The 15,412-nt window shown below is 71.3% G+C and carries 18 protein-coding genes; 8 read left to right on the top strand and 10 right to left on the bottom strand.

Annotated features, from left to right (window positions below):
• Positions 1-3 precede the first annotated feature (3 nt).
• A complete protein-coding gene (locus tag ACTWPP_RS01165) occupies positions 4-1,611 on the bottom strand; it encodes an FAD-dependent oxidoreductase (RefSeq protein WP_443102126.1) in 1,608 nt (535 codons plus the stop codon).
• A gap of 81 nt (positions 1,612-1,692) precedes the next feature.
• Between ACTWPP_RS01165 and ACTWPP_RS01160 the strand changes: the two genes are divergently transcribed.
• Entirely contained in the window at positions 1,693-2,058 is a 366-nt protein-coding gene (locus tag ACTWPP_RS01160) for a metalloregulator ArsR/SmtB family transcription factor (protein WP_443102125.1), read from the top strand.
• Positions 2,059-2,116: 58 nt separating this feature from the next.
• Here ACTWPP_RS01160 and ACTWPP_RS01155 read toward each other — a convergent pair whose 3' ends face one another.
• On the bottom strand, positions 2,117-2,548 hold the full coding sequence (locus tag ACTWPP_RS01155; protein ID WP_443102124.1) for an ArsR/SmtB family transcription factor: 432 nt from the start codon (positions 2,546-2,548) through the stop codon (positions 2,117-2,119).
• 144 nt (positions 2,549-2,692) lie between these two features.
• On the opposite strand from ACTWPP_RS01155, the gene ACTWPP_RS01150 reads away from it, so the two are divergent.
• Positions 2,693-3,931, top strand: a complete 1,239-nt coding sequence (locus ACTWPP_RS01150) for an MFS transporter (RefSeq protein ID WP_443102123.1) — start codon at positions 2,693-2,695, stop codon at positions 3,929-3,931.
• A 91-nt stretch (positions 3,932-4,022) separates the two neighbouring features.
• Positions 4,023-4,460, top strand: coding sequence for a hypothetical protein (locus ACTWPP_RS01145; protein ID WP_443102122.1), 438 nt, complete (start codon positions 4,023-4,025; stop codon positions 4,458-4,460).
• Positions 4,461-4,581: 121 nt separating this feature from the next.
• On the opposite strand, the gene ACTWPP_RS01140 is transcribed toward ACTWPP_RS01145, so the two are convergent.
• The 4 genes from ACTWPP_RS01140 to ACTWPP_RS01125 all read right to left on the bottom strand — a co-directional run bounded on the left by ACTWPP_RS01140 (position 4,582) and on the right by ACTWPP_RS01125 (position 7,451).
• Positions 4,582-4,920, bottom strand: a complete 339-nt coding sequence (locus ACTWPP_RS01140; protein ID WP_443102121.1) for a HEAT repeat domain-containing protein — start codon at positions 4,918-4,920, stop codon at positions 4,582-4,584.
• 58 nt (positions 4,921-4,978) lie between these two features.
• Positions 4,979-5,146 (bottom strand): hypothetical protein, encoded by a 168-nt coding sequence (locus ACTWPP_RS01135; protein WP_443102120.1) that lies wholly within the window; start codon positions 5,144-5,146, stop codon positions 4,979-4,981.
• Positions 5,147-5,243: 97 nt separating this feature from the next.
• A complete protein-coding gene (locus ACTWPP_RS01130; protein ID WP_443102119.1) occupies positions 5,244-5,912 on the bottom strand; it encodes a trimeric intracellular cation channel family protein in 669 nt (222 codons plus the stop codon).
• A 138-nt stretch (positions 5,913-6,050) separates the two neighbouring features.
• Complete coding sequence (locus ACTWPP_RS01125) at positions 6,051-7,451, bottom strand: CHASE3 domain-containing protein (protein ID WP_443102118.1); 1,401 nt, start codon at positions 7,449-7,451, stop codon at positions 6,051-6,053.
• A 128-nt stretch (positions 7,452-7,579) separates the two neighbouring features.
• On the opposite strand from ACTWPP_RS01125, the gene ACTWPP_RS01120 reads away from it, so the two are divergent.
• Positions 7,580-8,233, top strand: coding sequence for a response regulator (locus ACTWPP_RS01120; protein WP_443102116.1), 654 nt, complete (start codon positions 7,580-7,582; stop codon positions 8,231-8,233).
• Here the strand turns inward: ACTWPP_RS01120 and ACTWPP_RS01115 are convergent.
• Positions 8,211-8,591, bottom strand: a complete 381-nt coding sequence (locus tag ACTWPP_RS01115) for a response regulator (RefSeq protein WP_443102115.1) — start codon at positions 8,589-8,591, stop codon at positions 8,211-8,213. The two genes, ACTWPP_RS01120 and ACTWPP_RS01115, sit on opposite strands and share 23 nt — an antisense overlap.
• A 365-nt stretch (positions 8,592-8,956) precedes the next feature.
• Between ACTWPP_RS01115 and ACTWPP_RS01110 the strand changes: the two genes are divergently transcribed.
• Together ACTWPP_RS01110 and ACTWPP_RS01105 are read left to right on the top strand one after the other, a co-directional pair.
• Positions 8,957-10,051: a PrsW family intramembrane metalloprotease gene (locus ACTWPP_RS01110; RefSeq protein WP_443102114.1), complete on the top strand. Its 1,095-nt coding sequence runs from the start codon at positions 8,957-8,959 to the stop codon at positions 10,049-10,051.
• A gap of 601 nt (positions 10,052-10,652) precedes the next feature.
• On the top strand, positions 10,653-10,940 hold the full coding sequence (locus ACTWPP_RS01105; RefSeq protein WP_443102113.1) for a putative quinol monooxygenase: 288 nt from the start codon (positions 10,653-10,655) through the stop codon (positions 10,938-10,940).
• A 277-nt stretch (positions 10,941-11,217) separates the two neighbouring features.
• Here the strand turns inward: ACTWPP_RS01105 and ACTWPP_RS01100 are convergent, their stop codons facing one another.
• Together ACTWPP_RS01100 and ACTWPP_RS01095 are read right to left on the bottom strand one after the other, a co-directional pair.
• The gene (locus ACTWPP_RS01100; protein ID WP_443102704.1) at positions 11,218-11,646 is read right to left on the bottom strand and encodes a DNA alkylation repair protein; all 429 of its coding nucleotides are present in this window, start codon (positions 11,644-11,646) and stop codon (positions 11,218-11,220) included.
• A gap of 548 nt (positions 11,647-12,194) precedes the next feature.
• Entirely contained in the window at positions 12,195-12,899 is a 705-nt protein-coding gene (locus tag ACTWPP_RS01095; protein ID WP_443102112.1) for a class I SAM-dependent methyltransferase, read from the bottom strand.
• A 238-nt stretch (positions 12,900-13,137) separates the two neighbouring features.
• On the opposite strand from ACTWPP_RS01095, the gene ACTWPP_RS01090 reads away from it, so the two are divergent.
• Complete coding sequence (locus ACTWPP_RS01090) at positions 13,138-14,148, top strand: tetratricopeptide repeat protein (protein WP_443102111.1); 1,011 nt, start codon at positions 13,138-13,140, stop codon at positions 14,146-14,148.
• Positions 14,149-14,169: 21 nt separating this feature from the next.
• Here ACTWPP_RS01090 and ACTWPP_RS01085 read toward each other — a convergent pair whose 3' ends face one another.
• On the bottom strand, positions 14,170-14,646 hold the full coding sequence (locus tag ACTWPP_RS01085) for a VOC family protein (protein ID WP_443102110.1): 477 nt from the start codon (positions 14,644-14,646) through the stop codon (positions 14,170-14,172).
• 54 nt (positions 14,647-14,700) lie between these two features.
• Between ACTWPP_RS01085 and ACTWPP_RS01080 the strand changes: the two genes are divergently transcribed.
• A complete protein-coding gene (locus ACTWPP_RS01080) occupies positions 14,701-15,330 on the top strand; it encodes a TetR/AcrR family transcriptional regulator (protein ID WP_443102109.1) in 630 nt (209 codons plus the stop codon).
• The last annotated feature ends 82 nt before the right edge of the window (positions 15,331-15,412 follow it).

Raw genomic sequence — 15,412 nt, 5'->3', positions numbered from 1 at the left:
TGGTCAGGATTCGCCCGCGTAGCCGTGGACGCGCCCGGTGGCGAATCCGATCCCGGCCGGGGCGCCGATGCTGACGGGCTCGGGTGCCGGCCCGCCGCAGCATGAGCCGCTTTCGGTCTGCGCGACCGGGAGGGCCGTGCTTGCGGTCTCGGTGGCTCCGGTGTGGTCGTCGGCAGGCGGGTCGGTGGAGCAGACGCCGGTTTGGGGGAGGTCGAGCTGGACGGTGTCGGCGGCCTGGCGGTCTCCGGCCAGAGCGGCGGTGATGGAGCGGACCTGTTCGTAGCCGGTGGCCATGAGGAAGGTCGGGGCGCGTCCGTAGCTCTTCGCGCCGGCCAGGTAGAAGCCGGGTTCGGGGTGGGCGAGGTCGCGTTCGCCGTGCGGCGGGACGGTCCCGCAGGAGTGGAAGTTGGGGTCGATCATCGGTGCGAGCTTGACCGGCGCCTCGGTGGCGGGGTCGAGTTGGGTGCGGACCTCGCGGAGCATGCCCAGGTCGGGGCGGAACCCGGTGGCGGCCACCACCGTGTCGGGACGCAGGGTCAGGTCGCCGTCCGGGGTCGTCGCGTTGACCTGGACGGGACCACCGGCCGGGCCGTCGTCGGGGACGGTGAAGCCGGTGATGGTGAAGCCGCGGATCAGGTCGATGGCGCCCGACTGGACCGCCTGCTGGAGGCGGACGCCGAGTGCGCCCCGGGCGGGCAGGGCGTCGGCGTCGCCGCCGCCGTACAGGCGGGCGGCCGACGGGCCGCGCACCGCCCAGGTGATGCGGGTGCCGGGCTCGGTCTGCGCGAGTTCGACCAGGGACAGCAGGGTGTTGGCGGCCGAGTGGCCCATCCCGACGACGAGGGTGTGGCGCCGGGCGTGACGTTCGCGGTCACGGCCCAGGACGTCGGGCAGGGGGCCGGCCAGGTAGGGCGCGGCGTCGTCCTCGCCGGGCGCGGGGAGGCCGGAATGGCCGAGCGGGTTGCGGTCGCCCCAGGTGCCGGAGGCGTCGATGACGGCGCGGGCCCGGATGTCGTGGACCGTACCGTCGGCTGTGACGGTGCGGACGAGCAGCGGGTGCTCGTCGCGGTCGATGGTGCGTGTCGCGTCGACGCCGCTGCGGGTGATGGCGGTGGCGCGGGTGGAGGTGCGGATCCGTCCGGCGAGTTCGGGGGTGCCGGCGAGCGGGGCGAGGTAGTCGCGGACCAGTTCGGCGCCGGTGGGCAGGTGATCGGCGGGCGGCGGGGTCCAGCCGGTGGCCTCCAGCAGGCGGCGGGCGGCGGCGTCGGTGTCGTACCGCCAGGGCGAGAACAGCCGGACGTGCCCCCACTCGGAGATCGCGTGGCCGACCTGGGCCCCGGCCTCCAGGACGAGGAAGTCCAGGTCGCGTTCGGCCAGGTGTGCAGCGGCGGCGAGGCCGACGGGGCCGGCGCCGATCACCACGACGGGCAGTCCGTCATCGTCCCCGCCCCGGTTCTGCAGGCAGCCGCAGCCGGCGTCGGTCTTGGCCTGATGGACGGTGACGTCGGGATTCACCGCCTGCTCGGTGTCGGTACAGCAGGAGTTGACGCCGCAGCAGCTCCCCTCGGCGGAGGGCGCGGCGGGCTCCTGACGTTCGGGCTTCTCGGTCATGGCGACTCCCCTGTTGATTCGAAGTCCGTCTAATCAGGGCTCAGCTTGCATCACTGGATAGAAGGATGTCAAATTAGAGGCATGTCTAAGTTGATGGAGATCGACGATGTCGGCGCGCCGGCCTGCTGTGCACCGCTGAGCGGCCCCTTGATGCCCGCGGACGAGGCGGCCGACCTCGCGAAGGTGTTCAAGGCCCTGGCCGATCCCGTCCGGCTCCGGCTGCTGAACCTGATCGCCTCGGTGGAGGGCGGCGAGGCATGCGTGTGCGACCTGACCGGCCCGTTCGAACTGACCGCGCCGACCATCTCCCACCACCTGAAGGTGCTGCGCCAGGCCGGGCTGATCGAAGGCGAACGGCGCGGAACCTGGGTGTACTACCGCGTGATCCCCGAAGCGCTGACCCGCCTGTCCGGCCTGTTCACCCTGCCCGCCCCCGCCCTTTCCTGACCGCCGAGCCCACTGGACGCTACACAAGTACACGACTTTGACTGACCGGGTCGTTGGGTCAGGGGGTGGTGGGTGGGCAGCAACTGCGGAGGTAGTCCTGGAGTTCGGTGAGGGATTTCTCGACGGTGGGGACGTCGACGCGGTAGCGGACTTCCTTGCCGACGCGGCGGGAGGTCAGTAGGCCGCCGCGGCGCAGGAGGGCGAGTTGCTGGGAGGCGTTGGACTGGCCGATGCCCATGCGCTGGGCGACCGTGCCGACGGTGAGTTCGACGCCGCCGGTGAACAGTTCCATGAGTTGCTGGCGTTGTTCGCCGGCCAGGGCTTTGAGGAAGTCGCGCAGCCTGTCGCCGGGCTGGACGGCGGCCGCGGCGCAGGATGGTGCGGCCGTCTGGTCGGTCTGGTTCGGCTGGTCGGTCTGGTCGGTCTGGTCCGGCTGGTCCGGCTGGTTCGGCTGCGGTCCGGCCGGGGGGCCGGTTGTGGGCGCGGTCATGTTCGTCCCCCTTCCGCGGTGGTCATCGTAGCCCGCACATCAACAAATTGACACATTATGAAACGTTGATATGTTCGCGTCCATGAGCAGTCACGGCCCAGTTCACGGCGGGCCGGAGGGCCGGAGACGCGGGCTCCGGACGCTATGAGCAACGAACCCGACGCCCTGGTCGCGCCGGCCCGCGGCCCCGACGCGTCCGGCCGCTCCCGCACACCGCTGATCGCCCTGTGCATCACCGAGATCACCAGCTGGGGCGTGCTCTACTACGCCTTCCCCGTCCTCGCCCCCGCGATCGCCCGCGACACCGGCTGGTCCACCTCCGCCACCACCGCCGCGTTCTCCGCCGCCCTCGTCGTGGCGGCCTTCGGCGGCATCCCCCTCGGCCGCGTCCTGGACCGGCGCGGCCCCCACGCCATCATGACCGCCGGCTCCGTCCTGGCCGTCCTCTCCGTCCTCGCGATCGCGGCCGCCCCCGGCCTGTGGGCCTTCGCCGCCGCATGGCTGCTGGCCGGGACCGCCATGACCGCCGTCCTCTACCAGCCCGCCTTCGCCGCCCTCACCCGCTACTACGCACCACGGCACGTCCCCGCACTGACCACCCTCACCCTCGTCGCCGGGCTGGCCAGCACCGTCTTCGCGCCCCTCACCGACGCGCTGGCCTCCCACCTGACCTGGCGCGGCGCCTACCTCGTCCTCGCCGCGGTCCTCGCCGCCGTCACCATCCCCCTTCACGCGATCGCGCTCCGCCGCCCCTGGCCACCCGCCGTCCACACCCCGCGCCAGGACGAGACGCCGACCGGCAACGCCGCCGCCACCGCGCGCAGCCGCCCCTTCATCCTGCTCACCGCCGCACTCACCCTCTCCGCCTTCGCGATGTACGCGGTGCTGACCAACCTCATCCCCCTGCTGACCGCACGCGGCGCCGGCGCCGGCACCGCGGCCTGGGCCCTGGGCCTCGGCGGCATCGGGCAAGTCGCCGGACGCCTCTGCTACAGCGCCCTCACCCGCCGCACCAGCGTCCGCGCCCGCACCGTCTGGATCCTCGGCCTCTCCACGGCCACCACCCTGGCCCTGGCCGTCCTCCCCGGACCCGTCGCCCTGCTCACCGGCGTGGCCGTCCTCGCCGGAACCACCCGCGGCATCGCCACCCTCCTGCAGGCCACCGCCGTCTCCGACCGCTGGGGCACCACCGACTACGGCGCCCTCTCCGGCATCCTGGCCGCACCCGTCACCACCGCCACCGCACTCTCCCCCTTCGCGGGCGCCGCGCTCGCCGCCGCCCTCGGCGGCTACCCCGCCCTCTTCGCCGTCCTCACCGCCACCGCGGCCCTGGCCACCGTCCTCGCCGCGGGCAGCGTCCCCCGGAGGGTTCGAACCCCATGAGCCCGAATTCCGTATGACCCGTAGAGGGAGCCCAGCCGGAACTCAAGACTCGGAGTTGCGGTGGACGGAGAGTTGTGAAGGCGCGCGTCAGATGACCACGCCCGGCGATGCGGCGGCCGGCCCGGCGGACCCGTGGGCGCGATTCCTCGCGGCACTCGAAACCGGGTGCGGAACGTGCGGCGGCACGGGGAAAACCGTCCGCGAGCAGTGGCGCATGTGGCACCGGCAGGCCGACGAACTCGTCAGAGTCGCCCAGGCAGCACGCCGGGCGGCGGACCTCAACCCGGACACGACCGCATACCAGAGCGTTCCACACGGACCGGGCGAGCAGGGCCCGGCCGGACCCCCCGCCGAACCCTCCATCGTCGCCGCCATCGACCGGGCCATCGACGACCACATGAAGGCACGGCCGCAGGGCCCCGAGGAGGAGACCTGCCAGGCGTGCCACGGCTGCGGGACGCTGCTGACCGCGACCGGCCGGCACCTCGCCGACCTCCTGGCCCGCCACGGCTTCGTCCGGGAAAGGTGAACGACAGGACCCCGCGCCGTCCCCTGGCCTTCGGCCACGGTGAGTCATCGCGACATTCGCCGTTCCTCCCTACGGGGCCGAACGGCTCACCGCCTTCGCTGCGGGCCGGGCGCCGTCGCCGTCAGGAGATCCAGCCGTTCGCGCGCGCCTGGTCGAGCGTCTGCTCCGCCTCCCGGTCGTCGAGCATCTCCAGACCGCGGACCGCCCAGAACCGCAACGACTCGTCCATGCCCTCCAGCTGATCGCGGAACAGGCCGAGCGCCTTCGAGGACCGCGCCTCGGCGACGAGTTCCAGCAGCCAGCAGCGCAGGCCATGGTCCTCCTCTGCCGTGAACTCCGCGATCAGCTCGTCGACATACGCATCGGCGTGCTCGCGCAGAAAGTCGAACGCGTCCTCCCGGACCTGCGTGTCGCTCTTCCGCATGAGCTGCATGGCCTGATCGAAACGCTGCCGCGACATACGCCGAGCCTACGACCGGCCACCGACAGGCCGTGGCACGTCGCCGAAGACCGTCCCGTCAGACGACGACGGCCGCTATGGCGACGAACAACTCGTCGCCGCTTTCGAGCTCGACACTGAACATGCCCGTCTCGCCTTCCACGACCTCCGCCCGGACGGCGCCGGGGAAGTCCCCGGCCGCTCCGATGAGGTAGTCGCGAAGTTCGTCGATCTTGTCCCAGGCCATGCAGGCTCCTTCTGGCCGGTCGAGAGCGGCACGTACGCCGCTGCTCAGATCTTCCCGCATGCGACCACCGGGCATCGCCGAGGCCGCCTGCCCTGACTCACTCCCGATCGGCGGGACCCGACCCGGACGGATCGGCTTCGGGGCCTCTCCCCGGTGGGCGCGGTGCGTTGAGCTCAAGGTGGACGCCGAGCATCCTGATGGCGAAGCAGACCGCCGCGGCACCCAGCGCGGCGGGCAGGCCGTAAACGCCGGTCTGGATGGCCACGACCGTGATCCCGGCCGCGACCAGGGCCGGGATCGCGTACAGGTCGCTGCGCAACACCGATGGGATCCGTCCGATGAGAGTGTCCCGGATCGTGCCCCCGCCCACCCCGGTGACCACCCCGAGCGCCAGCGCGGGCCCGATCCCCAGCCCGTAGGTCAGTGCCTTGCTCGCCCCGATGACCGCGAACACGCTCAACCCGATCGCGTCCAGTACCGTGATCGGCCCCTCCAGCCGATCCAGATGCCTGCTGAAGACGAATGCGAGCAGCCCACCGCCCGCGGCGAGGGCGAAGTACCGCCAGTCCACGAACGTGGCGGGCGGGATCGAGCCGATGAGGACGTCCCGGATGACCCCGCCGCCCAGCGCCGTGATCATCCCGAGCGCCACAACGCCGACCACGTCGAGCTGCACCGCGCGCACCGCCGTCAGCGCCCCGTTCAGGCCGAAGGCGAAGGTGCCGGTCAAGTCCAGCGCGAGCAACAACGGCGGTTGGGTGCCCATCCCCTCTACCTACCACGGGCCGGAAACGGGACGGCCGTCGAACCCGCCACCGGCACCCGCTGCGGTGGGTCCACACGCCGTGTGGGGCGACCGGACCGAGGCGGCGCGCCGTCCTTGAAGTGCCGCGGGCCGCGGCGCCTACCGGTCCGCAGTGGGCAGGTCGGCCTCTAGCGTGGTGCCTCGTCCCGGAGGGCTGGTCACGTCGAGGGCTCCGTTGAGCGTGTGAACGCGGTCCTTGAGGCCGATCAGTCCGGAGCCCTGGCCGGCGGTGGCACCGCCCACGCCGTCGTCGCGGACCGACACGAGCAGGCGTCCGTCACGAACCAGCGCGGTGACCCACACCGCAGACGCACGGGCGTGTTTGACGGCGTTGGCCAATGCCTCGGAGACGACGAAGTAGGCCGCGACCTCCACCCGCTCCGGCGGCCGGGACGGGACGTCCACGTCCAGCTCGACCGGGACCGGGCTGCGGCGGGCGAGCGCCTTCAGCGCGGGCCCGAGCCCACCCTCGGACAGGATCGCCGGGTGGATGCCGCGCGACAGCTCGCGCAGCTCGTCCACGGCCTCGGTCAGCCCCTGGGCGACGTCGGCGAGCTGCGCCCGCAGCTCCGGGGTCCCGGGCGGCGCCACCGCCTCGACCGCGTGCAGTTCCAGCACCAGCGACACCAGCCGCTGCTGGATGCCGTCGTGCAGGTCGCGCTCGATCCGCCGGCGCTCCCGGTCGGCGGCGGCCACGATGCGCGCCCGGGAGGCGGCCAGCTCCCGCCGGTTCTCCTCCAGCGCGGTCGCCATGGTGTTGAAGCCGCGCTGCAGCGCGGCGATCTCTCCGACGCCGTGCCGCTCCTGGACGCGGGCGCCGAGATCGCCGTCCGCCAGCCGTCCGGCCATGGCCGCGACCCGGCGCACCGGGTGCGCGATCGTCCTGGCCAGGTGCGCGGCGAACAGCGCCACCAGCACGATCGATCCGCCCAAGCCGACGACGGCCGCGGCGGCCGCGCGGCCGTCCGCGTCATCCGAACGGCGCTGCCGCTCGGCCGCCAGCGTCCTCTGAACGGCCAGCAGCCGGTCGAACTCGGCGCGGATCACATCCACCCGCCGCTTGCCCTCCCGGGTGGCCGCCGCCGCGTCCACCGACGTCCGGTCCCGGCGGGCCGCGGTGACCAGCGGCACCGAGTAGTCGCGCAGGTAGGAGACGCCGGCCCGCTCGATCCGCAGCGCCCGGGCCTCCTGCTCGGCGTTCCCGGCGACCAGGCTCCTCAGCGACGCGGCACCCGCCGGGAACGCGGCACGCGCGGCGTCCCACGGCTGCAGGTAGCCGGTGAGGCCGGTGAGCAGGAACCCCCGCTGGCCGGTCTCGGCGTCGATGATGATCCGCTGCAGCCGGTTGGCCGCCACCAGGACCTCCTCGGACTGGCGGGCCCGCCGCTGCAGGTCGTCCAGGTCGGAGACCGAGGACAGCAGCACGGCGAACCCGGTTCCGATGATCATTGCGAGCAGGCCGCTGGCGACCAGCACGCGCCGGGTCAGGCCACCCCTCATCCGAGCCTCCGGTTCCCGCCACGCGCCCGGTGCGCGGCGCCCGCCGTGGCACCGCGTCGACGCTCGTAGCCTCCCCTAGCAGGGGATGCGGCGATAATAGCCACCATGAAGCGAATGACGGCCTGGTCATGAGCGCGGTGCGGGTGGTCCTGGCCGAGGACGACGTGCTGCTGCGCGCCGGCCTGGCCAGTCTCCTGGAGCGTTCCGGCTACGAGGTCGTGGGCGAGGCCGGCGATGGGGTGCGGCTGCTGTCGCTTGTCCGGGAGACCACGCCCGACCTGGTGGTCGTCGACATCCGGATGCCGCCGACGCACACCGCCGAAGGGCTGGACGCGGCGCGGGTGATCCGCGAGGAGCTTCCGGGGACCGCGATCCTCGTGCTTTCGGCGCACGCCGAGGTCGACCACGCGATGGAGCTGATGGCCGGCGGCCGCGCGGTCGGATACCTGCTCAAGAGCCGGGTCGGCGACGTGGCCGATTTCCTGGACGCGCTGGAGCGCGTCACGGGCGGCGGCTCGGTGGTCGATCCGGGAGTGATCCAGGAGCTGGTGTCGGCACGGCGGCGCAACGACCCGCTGGCCGGCCTGAGCGCCCGGGAACGCGAGGTGCTGGGCCTGATGGCCGAAGGACGGTCCAACGTGGGGATCGCCCGCCGCCTGTGGGTGACCGAGGGCACGGTGGAGAAACACGTCCGCAGCGTCCTGGCCAAGCTGTGCCTGCCCGAGGCCGACGAGGACCATCGCCGGGTGCTCGCCGTGCTCACCTTCCTGGAGGCTCGCTGACACCGGCGAGCAGGTCCCGGACGGCGCGGGCCGACAGGGCCGTCTTCGACAGGAGACCCACCGCCGGGCTGCCTGCGACCAGCTCGGCGTAGTCGTCCTCAGCGTGCGCCGAAATCATGATCATCGGCGCCGGGGCGTCGCCGGCCCGCCGGGCGAGGCGGCGGACCACTTCGAAGCCGCTCTCCCCGTCCAGATCGATGTCCACCAGCGTCACGTCCGGCCGCAGCTCGGCCGCAAGGTCCAGTGCCTGGGCCCCGGTCGCGGCCGTGCCGGCCACCGTGATGCCCTCACGTTCGAGCAGCATCCGCGCGACCCTGAGGAAGCGCGGGCTGTCGTCGACGATGAGGCATCTCAGCATGAAACCCATGCTCCCCGGCGGGGCCGCAGGCGGCATTCCCGCTAGCTGTACATTCACGGCCGCCGGCCGGTACGGAGAACGGGCGCCCGCCGCCGCGACGACCGGTCTCCGCGCGACGCCGTCCACCGCCGGGGCCATGGTCGGGCTAGCTGCAACTTCCGGATTACCGATGCCCGGCAGGCAAGTTGGGCGCTGCCGGTGACGACTTCTCCCGCCGCGATCGTGAGGCTGGTTCTGGAGCGCGGCCGGTGAATTCCAGCCCGGGAGCGGCCGCGCGGAACATCTGGAACACCGCATCGAGGTCGTCCTGTACGGCATCCGCCGGGGCGCGACGCCGCCTTTGGCCAGAACACGAGGAGCACGACATGTTGCAGCCCGTGCCGGGCTCGGGCCCGCCCATCACCGTCCACCGGCGGCGAACCGTGCCGGCCTGGCTGCGGATCTTCGGAGCCGGCCTGCTGATGTGGTCGGCGACCGTGGCGGTCACCTTCATCACCGCGAACCCCAACCTGGTCCCCACCCTGATCCTGCTCGGCAGCTTCCTGGTCCCGGTCACCTTCGCCGCCTACGCCGTCGAGCGCACCGACGAGGTGCTCACCGCGCAGCGGGTCTTCAGCGCCTTCGTCTACGGCGGCCTGCTCGGCGTACTGGGCGCCTCCCTCCTTGAGTCGGTGTTCCTCCGCAGTCCGTCGGCGCCGTCCTACCTGGGTGTCGGGCTGATCGAGGAGGGGGTCAAACTCGCCGCGCTGTGGCTGCTGGCGCGCCGCCTGCCGCGCTACACGATGCGGGACGGAATCGTGCTCGGCGCGGCCGTCGGGTTCGGCTTCGCCGCCTTCGAAAGCGCGGGCTACGCCTTCAACGCATTGTTCACCAGAACCGGGCCCTCGCTGACGAGCCTGGTCGAGACCGAAGTGCTGCGCGGCATCCTGACACCGGTCGGGCACGGCCTGTGGACGGCGGTCCTCGGCGGGGCCCTCTTCGCCGCGGCCGCGCGCCGCGGCCGGCTACGGCCCACCGGCGCCGTCCTGGCGTGGTACGCGCTGATGGTGCTTCTGCACGCCTTCTGGGACATGGCCCCGCAGTTCGCGAACTGGCTGACGCTCCTGCTCAGCGCCACCCCAGAGCAGGTGACGCGCATCGAACTCGGCCACGCCCCCGGCGTCCTCGACGCGGCGCAGGTGCACCTGTCCACCGCGTTGAACTGGACACTGTGGGTGATGGACGCGCTGGTCGGCCTGCTGCTCCTGCGTGGACGCTGGCGGCGGGCAGTCAGGACGCCCGGCCCGGTCCCGCCTCCCCCGCCGGTCGCTTGCGCGCCTCCAAGCGCCCCTGCCCCATGGGTGCAGCCACCGCCATGGACTGGGCCCACACCGTGGAACCCACCCGCGCCGAGGGGTCGGCACGAACCATGGAACCGTCCGGCACCACCCCGAGGAATCGCACCCGAGAAGCCCCGGTGATCACATCACGAGCCCGCCGCACATCCCACCGGCTCCGCCGAACCGGCGATGCCGCCCGACCCGCCCGGTGCCGCCTCCCCCGGGCCCCGGTGGCGCAAATGGCCTGCGGCAGAGCGGAAGTCGCTGATCCCGGACGTCAGTCGTTGCACGACGTCGCGCGGAAGCGGTTCTCCGATCCGAAACTGAACGCCGCAACTGATACGTGGCGTTTGTCGTCCCTACGCAGGCGGGCCCAGGCGGGATGGTCATTGGCTCGCAACGTCGCGCCGATCCCATGCTCCGATGAGTTTTGCCCGTGCCGGGAGTCTGATTGGGGACGGACATGCCCGTGCGGCCGATGGCCACCATGCGAGAAAAAGGCGACCATGAAGTTGACTACCACCGCCTGCGTCTCCGCCGACGGAGTCATGCAGGTCGGCACGGGCCGGACGGGGCCCGCCGCAGAGGGTTCGAGCGCGGCGGTCGGCTGATGCCACACTTCGACGCCGAGGCCGGGCGCCCGCAGTACGGAACGGCCACGGCCCACTCGAAGCACGTGACATAGATGCCGCACAAGGCAGCGGCCGGACGGCCGGTTCACAAGGGCGAAAGGGAGCAGCAGATGGTCATTGTGGCAGGACACCTCATGGTCGATCCGGAGCAGCGCGGAGCTTACCTCGCAGGATGCGTGGGCGTGGTCGAGCAGGCGCGACGGGCCGGCGGCTGCCTCGAGTTCGCGATCACCGCCGATCTCGTTGACGCCGGCCGTGTCAACATCTTCGAACGTTGGGAGTCACAGGCCGCCGTCGAGGCCTTCCGCGGCAGCGGTCCCAGCGACGAACAAGGCGCTGCGATCCTTTCAGCCTCCGTGGCGGAATATGACGTAGCGGACATACGAGCCCTGACGTGAGCCGGTCTGCCCGTCGGTGTCCGGTTCGTGATCCCTAACGGACACCGCCGAAAGGGCCGAAACGGCCGGGATCAGGTGCGGGGGGCCAGCCATCGCGCCGGTGGGGCGTGGGCTGACGCTGCTGGCGAGAGCGGTTGTGAGGGTGCGTTGCTGTACTTCCGTCCTGTACAGCCGAAGCTCTGACGGCCCGGCATAGTCAACGCCTTACGACCACCGCCCCTAATGCAACTTCAACCCACAGACGAAAGCGTCCGGCCGATGACGCGGGAGGCTCTGGTTATCGCTGCCGGCGCACCATCTCGGTGATCCAGATGGGCGCGAACGGAGACGTGCAGCCCGGTGAAGTCGGGTAGTCCTTGAGCACCTCCAGGCGCTCACCGATGTCGATTGCACGGGCGCGGTACTCGGCGTGCTCGATCCCGATCTGAGCCAGGCAGTGGTTCATCGCCCACTGCAGGCGATCCGGGGCGTCATTCATCTCCGCCTCGATGACGTCGAGCAGTCCCGCTAGATCGAGGCCCTCGGGTTTCTTCGTCACGCGTTCGGTCGTCAGGGCCCAGCCGGCACTCGCGACCACTGCATCCGGATCGGCGAACCAGGCCAGGCGCAGCTCTTCGGAGTGCGGGTTCTTCTTCACCTGATCGTCACCGTGTTTCTCGTTCACCTCGCGGATCTTCGGGTCCTCGAGCTCGGCCAGCTCGGCCATCACCTGGGCCACCATCGTCTCGGTCAGCGTCGTCTCGGCCACCTCAGCCTCCCGTCCATCACGTGCGAAATTCAGCCTACGATGCGAGTCCGCCGCCCGTCGTCCACGCCGGTTCGTCGGCGGCCACCGACACGAAATCCCGCGTCCTCACAAATCATTCGTGATCTTGCTGTTGGGAGTGCGTGGAAATTGTTCCGTCCGGCGATCGAGCAGAGCAGCGGTGCCCATCAGTGTCGGTCGAATCCAGGTCGAAGATCATTGCTCACCGGTCGGGGCCGATCTCCCGTCCTGCCGCCCTGAGGGGCGGGGGCGCGACTGGTGCATGATGGTCACATGAGCGATGACCAGCGGCAGGAGAGCACGGCGGATCGGTGGCAAACTCTGCCTCCCCGGACCCCTCTGGAAGACCTAGTGGCCGGGCAGGAGGTTCCGCCCAAGCCTCAGGTGGTCGCGGACCCGGGAAATACCAAACTCGACGAGGCCACCCGGTACCCGGTCTGACGGGTACTGCGTGTCCGATCCCGGCGCGCGGGGGGCTGTTTGGTTGGTCAGTGCCCCAATGGCTCGTAGAACGAATCGACTGCCGGCTGGCCGGTATAGTTCGGCCCGGCCTGATCATCGGCTCCGAGGTAGCGGTAGGGGAGCCGGATCTCCCCACCGCCACGACGCGAAATCCGGCGGCGGGCGGCGTCGTGGACGAACCCCTGCCGGCGCAGTTCGGCGGTGAGACGGCGACCGGCCGGTGTTCCGTCCGCGCGGCGGACCGAATGCACGTCGAAGTTGGCGGCGAACAGCCCGTCCTCGGCCAGCCAGTCGGTGGCCCGCGTCAGAGCGCCGAGCTTGTCGCCGACATAGTGCAGCCCATGTACACACGTGATCAGGTCGAAACGGCCGTCGGGAACCCACTCGGTCACGGAGCCGGTGACCAGACGCAAGCCCGGCGGGACGGAACCCGCCACGAAGTGGTCGACCAGATCAAGCCCGACGATCTCGACCCGTGCTCCCGCATCGCGGTCGGCAAGGAGCCGGGCGGCCTCTGACAGAGCACGTCCACTCCCACAGCACAGGTCCAGCCACCGCACACGCCCCGACCGCGCACTGCGGTCCGTCAGTTCCGCCATGATGTCCAGACCGAGCTCACGGCCATAACCGTTCGAACCACTGAGCGACCGCTCGCGATTCATCGCGCAGTTGGCCACTACCGCCGAACTCTCCAGGGCATCCTCGTCCAGCAACCACACCACACCGATCATTGTGTCCCCTTCGCGGCAGGAGCGGACGTTCGTGATGGGGCTCCGCGCTGACGCGTCTCCTACCCTGAGCGGATGCCGCCCCTCCTCAAGCCGGCCGAGCTCCCCACGGCAGACGTTCTGCGAAGGTCCGGATATCCACGCCCTGGGGCCGTGGACGCCTGAGAGGGGGACATGATCGGACTGCCGGAGAACGGACAGTCGTGGGTCCGGCGCCGACGACACGCCACGTGGAGAGCGCATGAGCCAGCAACGACTCACTGAACTGGAGGCCGCCGTCGCCGCCAGCGAGCAAGGGTACGGCGCCGAGCATCCCGCGACGCTCAAGGCGCGTGTGCGCCTCGCCCTCGGCTACAGCGACAGCGAGCGCGAGCAGGACGCCCTGGCCGAGCTAGAGGAAGTGGTGGCCGTCCGCGACCGCACGCTCGGTCCCGACCACCCGGACACCCTGGAGGCCGGGCAACAGCTTGCGCTGACGTACTTCCGCTTCGGCATCGGCGACGGCGACGCACGGCTCGCCGACGCGGTCGCGACCATGGAGCGTGTGGCGCAGGGCCGGGTCAGGGTCTTCGGGGCCGCTCATCCGGACACCTTGACGTCCTGGGCGAGCCTCGCCTCGCTCTACGGCCGAGCGCAGCGCCATGACGAGGTCCCGGCATTGAGGGAGCGGATCGTCACCGGCTGGGAGGAGATCGCGGCCGAGCGGGAGCGGCGGCTCGGCCCGGACGAACCGGACACCCAGTCCGCCCGGATCGAGCTCGCCTCCGCCTACCGCACCGTCGGACGATGGCGGGACGAGCGGAGGTTGCACGAGCACGTCGTCGCCTCATGGGGGCGGATCGCGGCCGAGCGGGAGCGGCGGCTCGGCCCGATCCACCCCGAGGCCGTCGACGCCCGCGAGCGCCACGCGTACTGCCACCGATGGATCGACTGCACGGAGGACGAGGTATCGCTGGTCGAGCAGATCGCCTCCGACCACGAACGCCTGCTGGGCCCGACCCATCCCCGAACGCTGCGTGCGCAGGCCCGGCTCGTCTTCAGGTACTACGAGGGCCGCTACGACACCGCGCGAGCCGGCGCCCTGGGCGAGTGCATCATCGGCGACGTCTACGCCGTGCTCGGCGCCGATCACCACGACCTGCGCGTACTGCGAGCGGCGGTGATACTGGCCTACGCGGCGAACGGACGTACTGACGACGCCATGGCCCTCACCGCCCGCTACCCGCTGCCAGACGATCCAGCGCCCGAATGACCCGGCGATGGTGACGGGAGATCAGTCGGTCCGCTGTTGGAGATCGCGTTGTTCCGCAGTTTCGCGTGGGTCTTGGACGGTCACGGGACCGGCGGGCTGGGTGTGATGCTCGACCGTGTAGAAGCGGACCTCGTGGTCGTCCAGATCGTGCAGGTCCGGCAGGATCCAGCCGATGGTCGCGAAATGCACCCCGGCGTGGGACTCCCCCAGTCCGGTGAGGTGCGCCGCGAGGTCGTCCATTGCCGCCTTGTGCGGGACGCCGATGGCGAAGTAGTCGAATCCGGCCGCCGCCCTGGCGCGTTCGGGGCCCAACCGGAGACCGAGGTCGGGTCCGCCGCGTGGATGCCGCATCGCCACGCCCATCAGCGTGCCCCGCTCGACGAATTCGATCACGAGCTCGTAGCCGAGGCGGCTCTCGTACCAGGCGCGTGCCCGCTCCAGATCGCTGACCGGCGGCTTCAGGTGGTGGACCCCGGCCAAGGTCGGCACGTTCCCCATGACGCCCCCTACTGTGTGCAGTTTCACTGCATTGATGCAGTTATACTGCAACGCGTGGAAGAGGACGTCAAGGGCGACCTGCGTGCGGCCCGGGTCGCCGACACCGAGGAGAAGGTTCTGCGTGCCGCGACCCGGCTGTTCCGCGAGCGCGGCTACGCGGGCACGACGCTCACCGCCGTCGCCGCGACGGCCCGCGTCGGCGCACGCACGGTCTATGTGCGGTTCGGCACGAAGGCCGCCCTGCTCAAACGGGTCGTCGACGTCGCCCTGGTCGGCGACACCGCGCCGGTCGACGTCCGCGGCCGACCCTGGTTCGTCCTGGCCGTCACCGCCCCCACCCTCGCCGAGCGGATCGACGCGACGGCCCGCGGCACGCGCGAGATGATGGTCCGCGCAGGCGACCTGCTCGCGGTGGCCCTGGAGGCCGCACCGGCCGAGCCGGTCCTCGACCAAGCGGCCCAGGCCGGCCGCGAGGCGACCCGCGACAACATGCGGCTCTTCTGGACTCGGGCGGCCGACGACGGCCTGCTCCCGGACGGCGGCGACATCGACTGGCTGACCGAGACCTCCGCGATCCTGGCATCGGCCGAGACCTACCTGCACGGCACCCGGATGCACCACTGGAGCCCGGACCAGTACGAGCGGTGGCTGGTCACCACCCTCACCCGCCTGGCCACCGCCTAGCGTCCGCGACCAGTCCACGCCGAACTGGCCGCGACTCAGTGCCGCATCGGACGACTGGAGACCGAGGTGGCCGTCACCCGGC

Source organism: Actinomadura sp. 3N407 (assembly GCF_052245875.1).
Taxonomy (GTDB): domain Bacteria; phylum Actinomycetota; class Actinomycetes; order Streptosporangiales; family Streptosporangiaceae; genus Spirillospora.
Note: the sequence above shows the minus strand (reverse complement) of the source record. Positions and strands in the feature narration are given on the sequence as shown.